Here is a 14,404-nt window from a genome sequence, read left to right on the forward strand (position 1 = left end):
ATGGACCCCCGTTGCCGCCCATAGCGAGGTGTACTGATGGAACTCGAGCTGCGCCACCTGCGTGTGCTGTGCGCGATCGCGGATTCCGGGAGCGTCGGCCGGGCAGCGGTCGCGCTGGGGTTCACCCAGCCGGCGCTGAGTACACAGCTGCGTCGCATCGAGCGACTGCTCGGCGAAGGGCTGTTTGTGCGCAGCAGCACGGGCGTGGAGCTGACCGCCTACGGGGCGGAGGTCGTGAGCCAGGCCCGCGACATTCTGACCCGCGCCGATGCTCTCGGGCGACGACACATGGGCTTCCCGCCCGCAGCGGCCAGTGCACTCCGCCTCGGCGTGACCAACACACCGGTGGTGCCCACGCTTCTGGACGCCCTCCGCGACGCGTGCCCGCACCTCACGGTCTGCGTCAGCAGCGTATACGCCACCGGTGAACTCCTCGAGCTTCTGGAAGGCGGCGAACTCGATGCGGCGCTGGGTGTCGACTACCCAGGCCTGCCAGTGCGGCACTCCACCGCTCTGGCACATCGTGCCATCAACACCGTCCCGATCTTCGTGGCCATACATGCCGACCACCCGCTGGCGCACCGTATCGAGGTGCCGCTGGAGGCATTGTCCGAGGAGACCTGGTTCGTCGCCTCCGACGACGGGGTGGGGTGGCCCGGTGCCTTCTACGATGCCTGCCGGGCCGCCGGTTTCATGCCCGTCGGCACACACGAGTTCCACGTACTCGATCAGCTGCAGTCGATGATCGCCAAGGGCCTGGGGGTGACCGCTGTCCAGCCCACTTTGTGTCCCATCGACGGGGTGTTGGTCAAACCGCTGGCGGGAGATCCCCTATGGCAGCGACACCTGCTCATCTGGCGTCGCGAGCTCGTCGAACCGCCGGTGGTCGAGGCTCTCCACCACCATGCCGTCCGCACCTACCGCAATCTGCTGGCTCAAGCGCCACACCTTCAGAAGTGGGTGAACCGCGCTTACACGCCTGCACGTTTACCGGATGGGCTCAGAGCATCGCTCCCCGGGCCGCGCTGACAAGGAGGCAAGGGCTGCTTGGACGCCCCACCGGAGCGAGCAGGTGGCCTGCACGCCCGAACCGGTCATGGCATGCTCAGCGACGCCGCTTGGCTTGAGACACGACCGATGGTCAGTGGTGGTCGTGTGCGAGCAGCCTTCGTGTGGCTCCCGTCGCGAAACCGGAGACAGTCGCCAGTTCGTCACCTTGGTCGATTCTGCGGATGCATGCATCGACAACGGCCTGGAGCACGGCGACAGTCAACTCCGGCGTGGGCCTGGATCTGCTGCAGGACCTGGGTGAACACCCCGTCGAGGGCATAGCGGCGGAAGCGGGCTCGAACGGCCTTCCTCGGCACGAGTGTACGGCTGGTAAAGCCAGGAGATCCCAGTGCGGATCTTGCAGACCATCCCGTTGACGAGCTGACGGTACTCCACCCGAGGCCACCGTCGCGGCCCGGGTATCAGCGGAGCAAGTATCTCCCACTCAAGATCGGTGAGTTCCTGACGAAATGCGGCGGAGGGCCGATGCGATCTGCTCGAACGCCAGCTGGACGCCGTCGAGCAGGCAACGGCGGCTGTGCTGCCGGCAGGGCCACAGGACATGCCCAAGATCCACATCGTCGATGACCAGCCGGACAAACCTGCTGGCGATGACCGCAGTTCCGGCGACGCTCGAGCAGGAGCTCGTCACGGCCGTCATCATCATGGACGTACAGATGCCGGAGATGGGCGGTTATGAGACCTGCGCCCACATCAAGCGCCGCCCGAGGGACCCGGGACGTCCCGATCATCTTCCTGACGGCGATCGGCGCCGGATCCGAACACTCCGCCCGTGGGTCCGCAGCCGGCGCCGTCGACTACATCAGCAAGCCCTGCGACCCGTGGGCCCTACGTGCGAAAGTCGCCGTGTTCACCTCCATCTACCTCGAGCGGCACAGTCAGTGGATTCCGGCAGGCGCAGCACTTCCCGGCCCCGTGCACGAAGAAGGCACGGGGCCGGGCTTCCCGCAAGCGCGCCGGCCGTGGACTCGGCCCGTCTTGGGGACCGTCTGGCTGGAGACAGCGGCTATTCCCTCTCTGCAGGGCTGACTGAGAGTGACATCCGTCCACGACGTATGCCTTCTCGTCCACCATGAGGAGCCCTGGATCCGGCTCTGTGCGACGGTCATGGACGTGGCAGGGGGCGTGTCGCGGCGGCCGTCCGGATGCCGTTTGCCCCTCTATGGACACCAGAACGCCCGGCGAGGACACCCGGCCGTGATCTCGTGCCTGACGTCATATGGGCTGACAGTCGGTGGCGTCCCCGTCGGGATCATCGGCGGGTCAGGGCGGGCGTCGCCCGGACCGGCGCCGCGCCCGCCGCGGTCCGTGCCCGGGAGCCGCACGACGACATGACATGAGTACCCTCCGTGACGGTTCTGGTCCGACCACATGACATGTGTGACATAGTCGTTCCAGGGGCCTTTGATCTGGGAGGGAAGTGCGTCATGTCCGTCGAGTGGGAGCCCGTCCGGCAGTCCCGCACCCATGAACTCGTGCTGGAGACCATCGAGGCGCGGGTGCTGGCCGGCGAGCTCAAGGCCGGTGACCGGCTGCCGCCCGAGCGGGAGCTGGCGCCCGTGCTCGGGGTCAGCAGGTCCGCTCTGCGTGAGGCGCTGCGCGTGCTCGAGACGATCGGCGTGCTGGTCGCCCAGTCCGGCCGCGGACCGGACGCCGGGGCACGGATCGTGCGGCACCCCGACGACGCGCTCGGCAGACTGCTGCGGCTGCACTTCGCGCTGGGCAGCTACAGCCTCGAGGACGTGCTGGAGGCTCGGGTCACATTGGAACGTTCCAGCTTCCAGGCCGCCGCCGGGCACGCCTCGCCGGAGGAGATCGAGGAGGCGGAGACCCTCCTGTGGCGGATGCGCGCCCCCGGCGTGGAGGTCGCGGAGTTCAACGACCTCGACACCCGGTTCCACGTCCTGATCGCCCGCAGCTCCGGCAACCGGCTGACGTCCACCCTGACCTCGGCGGTGCGCGAGTCCGTGCGGCCGCTGATCCTGCGCGCCCTGGAGGCGGTCGAGGACTGGCCAGCCACGACGGGCTCCCTGAACGACGAACACGCCGAACTGCTGCGTCTGGTCCGGGAGGGCGAGGCCACGGCGGCGGCCGATCTGGCCGAGAAGCACATCCGCGGCTTCCACGGCACTCTGGTCGACGACAAGCAGCCGGGGCCCGCCGGGCAGTAGCCGCGGCGGCCCGGGTGCCGGCGCGCGGGGGTGGATCGGGTGAGCGGCCCGGTCCCACCCCCGCGCGGTTGATCCGGGTGTCCCCTCCTACGGCAGCATCCAGGACAGGACGGGCAGCGACTGCAGGTAGACCAGCAGTCCCAGCGCCGCCAGCATCGCGACGCTGTACCCCACGACCTTGCGCAGCAGGATCCGCTCGGAGCCCGGCTCTCCCACCGCGGTCGCCGCGATGGTCAGGTTCTGCGGGCTGACCAGCTTGCCGACCACGCCGCCGGAAGTGTTCGCGGCCACCAGCAGGGTCGGGTCGATGCCCGCGCTCGTGCCCGCCGTCTGCTGGAGCGTGGCGAACAGGGCGTTGGCGGAGGTGTCGGAGCCGGTGACGGCGGTGCCGAGCCAGCCGAGGGCGGGAGAGAGCAGGGCGAAGATCCCGCCGACCGCGGCGAGCCAGGTGCCGATGGCGACGGTCTGGCCGGACTGGTTCATGACGTAGCTCAGCGCCAGCACGGTGGCGACCGTGGCTATGGCCGTCCGCATGTTCCTCACGGTGCGGCCCGCGGCGAGCAGGCCGGTGCGGGCGGACATCGGGAACCGGTCGCCGTCGCTCGTGAGGCTGTAGATGAGCGTCACCAGCAGGCCGGAGACGATCAGCAGGGTGCCGGGATTGCCAAGGATCTCCAGCTTGTAGACCGCACTGGGGGACGGGGAGCCGTCACCGGTGACCAGGTTGCCGTACAGGCCGGGCCACTGGACTTCGATCTTGAACCGCCCGAGCAGCGCGGGGACGTCGAGTCCGCCGACCTTTAGCTTGGCCAGCGCGAAGACCGCGATCACCAGCACGTAGGGCAGGACGGCCAGGCTGACCCGGCGTGGGGTCAGCGGTTCTGCCTCGACCTGGGAGCGCTGGTCGTCGGGGGTCTTCGGCGCCCAGAACCGCAGCATGATTACCGCGGCCGCGAAGCCGGCCAGTGCGGAGACCACGTCGGTGAGTTCGTACGCGAAGTGGGAGGCGCACCAGAACTGGGCCACGGCGAAGACGAGTCCGGTGACCAGGGCGATGGGCCACAGCTGCCGGAAGCCACGGGTGCCGTCGACGAGGAAGAGCAGCAGCATCGGGACGAAGAGCGCGAGCAGCGGCGTCTGCCGGCCGACGACGGCGGCGATCTCCTCGGGTGCGATGCCGGTGAGGTTGCCGGCCGTGGTGATCGGGATGGCCATGGCACCGAAGGCGACGGGTGCCGTGTTGGCGACCAGGACGGTGACGGCCGCCTTGAGCTTCGGCAGGCCGATCGCCATGAGCATCGCGGCGGTGATGGCGACGGGTGCGCCGAATCCGGCCAGTGCCTCCAGGAGGCCGCCGAAGCAGAAGGCGATGAGCATCGCCTGGATGCGCAGGTCGCCGCGGCCGACGGCGCTGAAGGAGCGGCGCAGGTCTTCGAACCGGTTGCTGACGACGGTGAGTTCGTAGAACCAGATGGCGGCGACGACGATCAGCATCACCGGGAACAGGCCGAAGACCAGGCCCTGGGTGGCGGACAGGACACCAAGCCCGACCGGCATCCCGTAGCCGAGCACCGCGATCGACAGGGCGGTGATCAGGGCTCCGAGCGCCGAATGGAGCGCCGGGCGCCTGGCCGCCATCAGCAGCAGGAAGAAGACCGCGAGGGGCACAAGACCGAGCAGGGCGGTGGCGGTGAGGCTGTTCCCGACGGCGGTCACGTCAGGGGTGTAGGCCGCGAGGACGGCCGGTTGCGCTGTGATCACGTACGTGCTCCTCCTTGAGTACTGCGGTCGCGGGGCCGTTACCACCGGTGTCCGTGTTCCGGGCGGCCGTGCGCGTGCCTGCCGGTGTCCCGTTCCGTCAGGCCCGTGCGTGCCCCTGCCGCTGCTGAGCGGGCATCAGTAGGACACTGATGACCTCACATGTCAATAAGGTCGGACCGAACTGTGGCCCTCGCTTCGGTCGGTGCCTACTATGGTCCGACCGAACAAGGGAGGCTCCATGCGCATCGGACTCTTCGCCACCTGTCTGGGGGACACGTTGTTCCCCGACGCGGTGAAGGCGACCGCCGTGCTGCTCACCCGGCTGGGCCACGACGTGGTGTTTCCGCCGGAGCAGACGTGCTGCGGTCAGATGCACGTCAATACCGGCTACCAGCGCGAACCGGTCCCGTTGGTGCGCGGCTTCGCCGAGCAGTTCGGCGACCCGTCGATCGAGGCCGTGGTCATGCCGTCCGCGTCCTGCGCGGGCTCGGTGCGCCACCAGCACCGGATCGTCGCCGAACGGTACGGTGACGCGCCCCTGGCCGACGCCGTCACCACCGTCGCGGCCAAGACCTACGAGCTGTCGGAGCTCCTCGTCGACGTACTTGGCGTGACCGACGTCGGCGCGTGGTTCCCCCACCGGGTGACCTACCACCCGACCTGCCACTCGCTGCGCATGCTACGGGTGGAGGACAAGCCGCTGCGCCTGCTGCGCGCGGTCGACGGCATCGACCTGGCGGAGCTCCCGGAGGCCGACGCCTGCTGCGGTTTCGGCGGCACGTTCGCGGTCAAGAACGCGGACACGTCCACCGCCATGCTGCACGACAAGGTGCGCGACGTGCTGTCCACGGGGGCGGACGTGTGCACGGCCGGCGACTCGTCCTGCCTGATGCACATCGGCGGCGGCCTGTCCCGCATCAAGGCCGGGACCCGCACGCTGCACCTCGCGCAGATCCTCGCCTCCACCCGCACCTCACCCTGCGCCCTTCCGGAGACGGAGGCCGCACTCCGATGAGCAGCACCTTCCTCGGTATGCCCGCGGTCCCGCCCCGCTCCCCGTACGGGACCGGCAACCTGCGCGGCGAGCGCACGTTCCCCGCGGCCGCCCACGACGAGCTGCGCAACGAGCAACTGCGCGGCAACCTCCGCAAGGCCACCCACACCATCCGCGGCAAGCGGCTCGCCGTCACGGGTGAACTGCCCGACTGGGAACGGCTGCGCGACGCCGGCTCGGCGATCAAGACGGACACCATGAACCGGCTGCCCGAGTTGCTCGAACAGCTGGAAGGCAAGGTCACCGAGCACGGCGGCACCGTCCACTGGGCGCGCGACGGCGCCGAGGCCAACGAGATCGTCGCCCGGCTCGTCGAGGAGACAGGAAGCGACGAGGTCATCAAGGTCAAGTCGATGGCCACCCAGGAGATCGGCCTCAACGAACACCTCGCGACCCGGGGCATCACCGCGTACGAGACCGACCTCGCAGAGCTGATCGTGCAGCTCGCGGACGACAAGCCGTCGCACATCCTGGTCCCGGCGATCCACCGCAACCGGCGCGAGGTCAGGGACATCTTCCGCGCCGCCATCCCGGGCGTGGACCCTGGTCTCGACTCCGTGCCGGCCCATCTGGCGGCCGCGGCCCGGGCCTATCTCCGGGAGAAGTTCATGACGGTTCCGGTGGCCGTCTCCGGCGCCAACTTCGGCATCGCCGAGACCGGCACGCTCTCGGTGGTCGAGTCCGAGGGCAACGGGCGCATGTGCCTGACCATGCCGGACACCCTGATCACCGTCATGGGCATCGAGAAGGTGCTCCCGCGCTACCGGGACCTGGAAGTCTTCCTGCAACTGCTGCCGCGCTCCTCCACCGGCGAGCGGATGAACCCGTACACCTCGTTGTGGACCGGCGTGACCCCGGGGGACGGCCCGCAGGCGTTCCACCTGGTGCTCCTCGACAACGGGCGCACGGCGGCGCTCGCCGACCGGATCGGGCGCGAGGCGCTCAACTGCATACGCTGCTCCGCCTGCCTCAACGTCTGTCCGGTGTACGAGCGGGCCGGCGGCCACGCCTACGGGTCGACGTATCCCGGACCTATCGGCGCCGTGCTCACCCCGCAGCTCGCCGGGATGCACGCCGCGAAGAACGACCCGAACAGCTCGCTGCCGTTCGCCTCCAGCCTGTGCGGCGCCTGCTTCGACGCTTGCCCGGTGAAGATCGACATTCCGTCGCTCCTGGTGGAACTGCGCCACCAGCACACCGAGCAGGCCGGCACCACCGCGGAGAAGCTGGCGATGAAGGCGGCCGCCGCGGTGATGAAGCGGCCTCGGCTGTTCACGGCCGCGCAGAAGGCCGCCGGACCCGGCGGCCGGCTGGTGGCCGGGCGGGACCGGAAGATCTCCCGCCTCCCGGCCCCGTTCGACGGCTGGACCGACAGCCGGGACGTCCCGGCCCCGCCCAGGCGGACCTTCCGCGACTGGCTGGCGTCCGGGGAGGGCGAGGCCACCCTGCGGGCCGCCGCCGAGGAGGGCGCCCGGACCGCGGACCACCCCCACGAGGAGGAAATCCGGTGACCGTGACCGCACGCGAGACGGTGCTCGGACGCATCCGGGACGCCCTCACCCTCGCCCGCCCGGCGGAGGTGACGGCCCCCCGCGCGTACCGAACCGGCCGTACGCTGCCCGACGACGAACGGCTCGCGCTCTTCGTGGACCGCCTGGTCGACTACAAGGCCCAGGTGCGCACCTGCACCGCCGACCGCGCCCCGGCCGTGATCGCCGACGCGCTCCACGAGCACGGGGCGCGCCGGGCCGGAGCGCCCACCGACCTCGATCCGGCCTGGCTCGCCGCCTACGACGGCGAGGTCCAGTGGGACTCCCCGGACATCCCGGCCCGTCGGCTCGGCGAACTGGACGGCGTGGTGACCGCGTCCGCGGCCGGCTGCGCGGAGACCGGCACGATCTTCCTCAACGGAGGTCCCGGACAGGGCCGGCGTGCCCTGTCCCTCGTCCCCGACCTGCACGTCTGCATCGTTGACCTGTCGTCGGTGGTGCCCGGAGTGCCGGAGGCGGTCGCCCGGCTGATCCCGGAACGCCCGACCACGCTGATCAGTGGCCCGTCGGCCACCTCCGACATAGAACTGGAGCGCGTCGAGGGGGTGCACGGTCCGCGCAACCTGGTCGTGGTGATCCGCACGGACTCCTGAGCGACGCCCGTTTCCTGGTGTCAGGCCCGGGACCGCCGGACACGAAGCGCGTGCCGCTGCAGGGCGGTCACCCGCGCCGCAGCGGATGCCGGGGAACGGGTCCGCGCGCAAGCCAGGACCGTCACGTCACTCCGGTGCGAGCGGCCGCTTCCCGTCGGCGGGCACCGGACCGGCTGGCGCCTGCCGGCCGGCCGTCAGCCGGACCCGCGACGTGACGGAGGGTGTGACCGGCTGGCCGCGTACCTACTGTAACCACCAGGTTCGTCGCGGGGTGGCGCCGTTTTCCCAGGTGCGCGCTGCATGGAGGCGGCTGGGCTCGGAAGCTGACGGGGACTCTCAGCCGGTGGTGGTGTTCAGGACGTACTCGCGCGAGGCGTGCACCTCGCTGCGCAGGGCGGCCAGATCGACGTCGAGGACCTGGCCGTTCCACTTGCGGGGCTCGCCGTTGATGAGGACGGCGCTGACGTTGCGGGCGTCCGAGCCCAGCACGATGGTGCCGATCGGGTCGTTGAGCGGCATGTTGTTGAGGTCCTCGGCCTGGATGACCAGCAGGTCGGCCTTCTTGCCCGGGGTGAGTGAACCGGTGACGCCGGCCAGGCCGTTGGTGCGGGCGCCCTGGAGGGTGGCGAAGTCCAGGACGTCGTGGGTGGTGATGCGGGAGGGCTGCTGGTCGGTGCCGTGGACGGCGTTGACCGCGCGCATCCGCTGGATGGCGTGCAGCGCCCGCATCTGCGTGAACATGTCGCTGGCCAGGGCGACTTCGACGTCGATGCTCAGCCCCGGGCGGATACCGACGGACAGGGCCTCGTCGACGGCGGGGACCGCGGTCTCCAGGCCGATCTGCGCGTCGGACGTGGGGGCGAGCGCCACGGTGGTGCCGGTCTCCCCCATCGCCTTCCACGCCTCGGAGGTCAGCCCCGTGGCATGGATGAGGGTGACGTCGGGACTGAGAATGCCGTCCTTGGCCCACCGCAGGACCGCCTCGGAGGAAGAGGTGCCGAAGGCCGCGTCCACGCTCACCCCGATTCCCAACTCCGCCGCTGCCCGCACGCGTTCGGGCCCGTAAGCGAGCGCGTAACGCCTGTCGGCGCGTTGTCCGCGGCAAGTCCGGGGTAACGTCCCTGGCATGGTCTTTCACACCACCGTTGAGCGCGCTCAACGCCTCAAGCAGTTGCACGCCCAGTACAAGCCGCTCGTGTTGCCGACCGTCTGGGACGTCTGGTCCGCGCGCACGGCAGTGGCCGCCGGATTCCCCGCGCTGACGGTCGGCAGCCATCCCCTCGCCGACTCCAGGGGGGCCGAGGACCACGAGGGGCAGACCTTCGAGGAGGTACTCGCCGCCGTCAGGCCGATCATCGGGGCGGTCGACGTGCCTGTGTCCGTCGACCTGGAGGCCGGGTACGGGCAGAAGCCCGCGGATCTCGTCGCCGGGCTCATCGAGGTCGGCGGCGTCGGTGTCAATATCGAGGACACCGTCCACTCGGACAGTGGCCGCGTGCGCAGCACGCCGGAGCACGCGAGCTACGTCGCCGGCCTGCGCACGGCGGCTGACGACGCGGGAGTCCCGGTCTGGGTGAACGGACGCACCGACCTCTTCATGCACGCGCAAGATGCTTCCGACGTCCTCGACGAGACGATCGAGCGACTCCGGGCTTTGGAAGAGGCCGGCGCCGACAGTCTTTACCCGGTGGGTATTCAGGACGACGACGACCTGCTCGCGGCGGTAACCGGCGCCGTCGCCGTTCCCGTGAACTCCACGGCCCACCCCGTCAGGCACGACCTCGAGCGCTTCCGCCGTCTCGGCGTAGGCCGGATCACCTACGGCCCGCTGCTGCAATTCGCCATGGCGGACACGATGAAGGACATGCTCAAACCGTGGGCACCCTGAGGAGTTGACGGGACGGCGGGGCCGGCTTGCGGGGCGGTGCGGTGCGGTGCGGTCCCGTTGTGCCGTCAGCCCGAGGGTCAGGGTCCATGCCGGGGCCGCGGCAGGGTCGTGTCCCACCAGTGGTGAACGGGCATCCAGCCGGGCACGCCGGCCCGCATGTGCGGCAGTTCCCTCCACGGGAGCTGGGGCGGCGTTCTCTGCGTCACTGCCCACGCCAGCCCGCAATGCCATCGTGACGACGAGCAGGCCGAGTGAACGCTCTGCGGCAGGGGCGGCAGCATAGGCCGGTGGCAGAGAAGAAGATGCCGGTATGAGACTGCTGCCGATCACTGCGCCCGCCTCTCTGACCAGCCGCTCCACGATCCCCGCACCACCAGAGCGGTGAACCGGACTCGTTTCACGAACTGCGGCCGGCTCGAAGAACTCCGAACGAAATGATCTCCAAGGTGGTCGGATCGCTGATCGAAACCCCGGCGGTCTCGGTTCAGGACCCGGACGAGGCGGTGGCGGTTCAGCTCGAACCCAGGTGGATTCCCGGTCGCGCCGTCTGCGGGCGGCGCGACCGGGACGCGGCTCAGCCAATCGGGCCGGAGATCTCGGTGCGGTCGAAGTCGGTGTCCATGCCGTGCAGCACAGGTCCCAGTTGCTTCTCCTCGCACTTGAACTGTGTGTCCGTGACCGCCTCGATCCCGTCCAAGGGGCGGTGCGCCACCTCCGGGTCGGTCGAGTCGGCCACCGCCTGGCAGGACGAAGGGGGGTCGAGCCCGGCGAGCCGGCCAAGCGCCCCTGCTGAGGATCAGCCGGTGAATCCGGCGGTGATGGAGGTGAATTCCCAGTTGGGGCGGTCGCGGTTGACCGACCAGAAGGCGAGCCGCCCGATGTCGTGGGAGTTGGCCCAGTCGCGGATCTGGGTCCAGATCTGGGGAGTGGTGACCTCTCCGGTGTCGCTGCTGTCGTTCATTCCGGAGATGCCGATGTGGGCGTATGCCTGCGCCTCGTTCCAGCCGAAGGCTGACATGAGCTTGTTCTTCAGGCCGTGGGTGGCCTTGACCGTACTGCCGTACATGTCGGCGCCGCCGCCGAAGTTGAACGGCATGATGGTGAAGTTGTCGATGTCGGCGTCGAGGGCGTGGGCACGCTCGATGAGCCTGTTGCCCCACGAGTTGGGGCCGGTGTTGAGCGTCGGGAAGGTGAGAATTGTGCGCAGGCCCGGGTTGTTCTGCTTGACGATCTTCAGGGCGCCCAGGATGCGGTCCTGGACCACCGCGTTCTCGAATTCGTCGGTGTTCTCGATGTCGACGTCGATCGCCTTGAGGTCGTAGGCGTCGATCACCTTCTGGTAGGCGCCGGCGAGGGCCTCGGCACTGGAGCAGTTGGGGCCGAGCTTGTTCCCACTCCAGCCGCCGATGGAGGGGACGATGTCGCCGCCGGCCGCGCGGATCGCCTGGATGGTCGACTCGTCCACACCTCCAGTGAGGGGGCGCTGGCTGTCCCAGGCCGGGTTGCAGCCGTTCTGGGCGAGGATGAAGGCCATCGTGAACCACTTGACACCGGTCGTGTTCACGACCTCGGCCGGGCTCGGCGGGTTGCCCCAGCCGAGGTAGAGGTAAGGGGCGGCCTGCACAAAGCGAGGGTCTTCCCCTCCGGTCTCGTCGGTGGTCGCGGTGACGGCCGGCGAGTGCGGGGAGACGTTGCCCGCCCGGTCCTTGGCACGGATGGTGAAGCGGTACTCGGTGCCGGCTGTCAGGCCGGTGACCGTCGCGGCAGTGCCCGTCACCGATGTCGCGAGCGCTCCGTCGCGATAGACGTCGTAGCCGGTGACGCCGACGTTGTCGGTGGAGGCGTTCCAAGCGAGCGAGACGCTGGTCGTGGACGTGCCGGTGACGCGCGGGGAGCTCGGGGTGGTGGGGGCCTCGCCATCGTCGCCGCCGCCGGGACCGTCCAGGCTGAGGTCGTCGGCGTGGTAGGTGCCCTGGCCGTACCAGCCATGCAGATAGACCTCGGCCGTGCGCTGGGATGCGCCGGTGGTGAAGGAGACTGTCAGCTGTGTGTAGCCGGAGGCGGAGGGCGTCCAGGTGGCCGCACCGCCGTCCACGCCGAGATGCACGTAGTTTCCGCGCACCCAGGCGGACAAGGTGTAGGCGGTGTTCGGCTGAACGGAGACCGTCTGCGAGCATCGCGCGTTGTCGGTGGCACTGGCGGCGCCTGCCAGCGCCTTGGTGCCGCCGTGCACGGGGTCGCTGACGACTGATCCCGTGTTGCCCGTGCAGGACCAGTCCGAGAGTGTTCCGGACTCGAACCCCGGATTGGACAGCAGGTTGGCGGCTTGCGCTGCGGAAGGGGTGATCAATGCGCCGAGGCCGCCGAGTAACGCGGCGGTCACGCAGGCGAGTATGCGACGTCGGGTTCTCACGATGATCTCCCAATGCGGTCAGAGAGCGGCGGAGTATGCGGAGGCCGGCGCGCCCGAGTGGGGCGGGCGCGCCGGCCCGGCTGCGATCAGCAGGCGCCGAGGTCTTCCCAGACGCCCCATTCGCCGGTGGTGCCGGGCTCCTCGCCCGTCACCCACCACTTGGCGCGCCAGGTGCGGCCGTCGTGGGAGACGGTGTCGCCACCGGTGTAGACGCTTCCGGCGTTCCAGACCGGTGCGGTGCAGTCGCCCGGCTCGCCGTCACCGCCGCCGTCGTCGCCGCCGCCGTCGTCACCGCCGCCGATGTTGACGTCGATACAGGAGTAGAAGGCATTGCCGGTGTCCGCTACGTTCCAGACAGCGAGCACCTTCTGACGGCCGGTGAAGCCGCCGAAGTTCACCTGGTGGCTGACGTCCGCCGGGGGCTGCGCGCCGCGGCCGTCGAACTCGGCGATCTTCGTGTTGCCGATGAAGTACTGCCAGGTGTCGGTGGCATGCCGTGCCGTGTGGTGCCAGTTGAAGGCGTACGTGTTGCCGACCGGGGTGACCCGCCAGCCCTTGCTGTCGTCGTCGAGCTCGGCGAACTGGGCGTTGCCGCCACTGCAGCTGCGCAGGCCCTTCGGGCCCTCGACGCTCTGCGGCTCGTACTTGATCTGGCCGCAGTCGACGACTCCGGCGGCGCACTGGTCCTGCCGGCTCGCGGGCGAGGTCACCCAGCCGTGGGCGCTGGCCGTGCTCGCCGGAAGGCTGACGGCGAGCAAGGGAGCCATCAGCGCGCCGATGGCCAGAGCCGCTCGTCTTTTCGTGTTCATGCCATTCCACTTCCTTCGGTGTCGTCAAGGCAGTCGCCACGGGCCGGGCGCGGTGCCGATGAGTCGCGGTGCAGGCGCTGTGCGGTCGTGCCGCCTCTTCGGTCGGGTCAGGACGTGCGGGGCGTCGCTGTCGCGGGGGGCGCCGCCGTGCGAGCACCACGCCTTCACGCGTACGACACCAGCACTCAAGCGCCGACCGATCTCAGGTCTAGACCTGCACGCACAGGTCTAGACCTTAGCGGCGGACCGGATTCGGTCAAGGGGTTGAGCAAGGTGAACTGTCAAGAGGCCGCAGACTTCGGCTCCCATCGCGCAACGGCGGACCGGCGGCGCCGGTACGGCCTGGCCTCGTCCGCAGACCGGCCGAGGGCCGCCTCGCGTCACACCGTGGTGGTGGTCGCCGTCCATTCTCCGCCGTGTGTCTTCCGTCGAGGCAGACACACTCGTAGAGCAGGGAGAACGCCGTGTGGGCCACGGGCAGAGCCAGGGCCGCCGTCGGCAGCCCGGCCACCCGCGAGGGGAGCGAGGACGCCCACCGCGTACGCGATGTACGAATTGTTCGTGCCCTAAGGACCACGGACACGAGCGCACGGTGCAGGACCGCGTACAGCCCCACCGCGCCCAGGCCCAATGGCACGGTGACTCTCACCGTCCGTGCCCACAAGGCCCGGTCCCACCTGCCCGGCGAGCCGGGCGGCGGCGAGCCGGGCGGCGGCGAGCCGGTGCCTGCGGGCGCCGACGACCCGGTCGACCTCCTCCGGGAAGACGAGTGGGCTGCCGCTGAGCAGGCCGACCTTCTTCTTGACCCGCAGGACGCGCAGCACCGACTCGTCGAGTCGGTCCTCGGTGATCTCCCCGCTGCGGACGGCGGCCAGGACGCCGTTGCAGGCGACGTCGATGTCCGGCGGGAACAGCAGTTGGCCGGCGCCGGCCTTGAGAGCGAGGACGGGCACACGGTCGTCGCCGTTCTGTTTCTCATGTCTTCCCGCAAGGCCCGCGAGGGGCCCTTCTCGAATCCGGCCCACCCGATCCGGGCGGAGAACCTCTGCAAAGCCATCGTCAGCACCTGTGCGGCCGAGGGCTTCACGCCCCGT

Annotated in this window: 10 protein-coding genes and 3 pseudogenes; 7 read left to right on the plus strand and 6 right to left on the minus strand. The window is 69.7% G+C overall.

The features are described 5' to 3' along the window. Positions 1-36: 36 nt before the first annotated feature. The 3 genes and pseudogenes from F1615_RS26020 to F1615_RS26040 all read left to right on the plus strand — a co-directional run bounded on the left by F1615_RS26020 (position 37) and on the right by F1615_RS26040 (position 3,242). The gene (locus F1615_RS26020; RefSeq protein WP_149551497.1) at positions 37-1,029 is read left to right on the plus strand and encodes a LysR family transcriptional regulator; all 993 of its coding nucleotides are present in this window, start codon (positions 37-39) and stop codon (positions 1,027-1,029) included. 487 nt (positions 1,030-1,516) lie between these two features. Next, a pseudogene (locus tag F1615_RS36470) lies at positions 1,517-1,944 on the plus strand (response regulator); the annotation flags it as partial. 554 nt (positions 1,945-2,498) lie between these two features. Next, entirely contained in the window at positions 2,499-3,242 is a 744-nt protein-coding gene (locus F1615_RS26040; RefSeq protein WP_149551498.1) for a FadR/GntR family transcriptional regulator, read from the plus strand. A gap of 87 nt (positions 3,243-3,329) precedes the next feature. Here F1615_RS26040 and F1615_RS26045 read toward each other — a convergent pair whose 3' ends face one another. Beyond that, positions 3,330-5,003 carry an L-lactate permease gene (locus tag F1615_RS26045; protein ID WP_149551499.1) on the minus strand — a complete coding sequence of 558 codons (1,674 nt, stop codon included), beginning with the start codon at positions 5,001-5,003 and terminating at the stop codon, positions 3,330-3,332. Between the two features lie 238 nt (positions 5,004-5,241). On the opposite strand from F1615_RS26045, the gene F1615_RS26050 reads away from it, so the two are divergent. The 3 genes from F1615_RS26050 to F1615_RS26060 are packed head-to-tail and all read left to right on the plus strand — an operon-like array spanning position 5,242 to position 8,200. Beyond that, positions 5,242-6,018 carry a (Fe-S)-binding protein gene (locus F1615_RS26050; protein WP_149551500.1) on the plus strand — a complete coding sequence of 259 codons (777 nt, stop codon included), beginning with the start codon at positions 5,242-5,244 and terminating at the stop codon, positions 6,016-6,018. Continuing rightward, entirely contained in the window at positions 6,015-7,568 is a 1,554-nt protein-coding gene (locus F1615_RS26055; RefSeq protein WP_149551501.1) for a lactate utilization protein B, read from the plus strand. The genes F1615_RS26050 and F1615_RS26055 overlap by 4 nt, the downstream gene beginning before the upstream one ends. Then, complete coding sequence (locus tag F1615_RS26060; RefSeq protein ID WP_149551502.1) at positions 7,565-8,200, plus strand: LutC/YkgG family protein; 636 nt, start codon at positions 7,565-7,567, stop codon at positions 8,198-8,200. Before F1615_RS26055 ends, F1615_RS26060 begins: the two co-directional genes overlap by 4 nt. 336 nt (positions 8,201-8,536) lie before the next feature. Here the strand turns inward: F1615_RS26060 and F1615_RS26065 are convergent. After that, positions 8,537-9,274: pseudogene (locus F1615_RS26065) on the minus strand (amidohydrolase family protein); the annotation flags it as partial. A 52-nt stretch (positions 9,275-9,326) separates the two neighbouring features. On the opposite strand from F1615_RS26065, the gene F1615_RS26070 reads away from it, so the two are divergent. After that, a complete protein-coding gene (locus F1615_RS26070; RefSeq protein ID WP_149551503.1) occupies positions 9,327-10,088 on the plus strand; it encodes an isocitrate lyase/PEP mutase family protein in 762 nt (253 codons plus the stop codon). A 574-nt stretch (positions 10,089-10,662) separates the two neighbouring features. Here the strand turns inward: F1615_RS26070 and F1615_RS26075 are convergent. The 4 genes and pseudogenes from F1615_RS26075 to F1615_RS26090 all read right to left on the minus strand — a co-directional run. Further along, positions 10,663-10,824, minus strand: a complete 162-nt coding sequence (locus tag F1615_RS26075) for a hypothetical protein (RefSeq protein WP_208818409.1) — start codon at positions 10,822-10,824, stop codon at positions 10,663-10,665. 60 nt (positions 10,825-10,884) lie between these two features. Further along, entirely contained in the window at positions 10,885-12,471 is a 1,587-nt protein-coding gene (locus F1615_RS26080) for a carbohydrate binding domain-containing protein (RefSeq protein WP_425385659.1), read from the minus strand. Between the two features lie 116 nt (positions 12,472-12,587). Next, positions 12,588-13,310, minus strand: coding sequence for a lytic polysaccharide monooxygenase (locus F1615_RS26085; protein ID WP_149551505.1), 723 nt, complete (start codon positions 13,308-13,310; stop codon positions 12,588-12,590). Positions 13,311-14,008: 698 nt separating this feature from the next. Beyond that, a pseudogene (locus F1615_RS26090) lies at positions 14,009-14,275 on the minus strand (glycoside hydrolase family 3 protein); the annotation flags it as partial. Positions 14,276-14,404 lie beyond the last annotated feature (129 nt).

Origin of the sequence: Streptomyces marokkonensis, assembly GCF_008312835.1 — a bacterium.
Lineage (GTDB): Bacteria > Actinomycetota > Actinomycetes > Streptomycetales > Streptomycetaceae > Streptomyces > Streptomyces marokkonensis_A.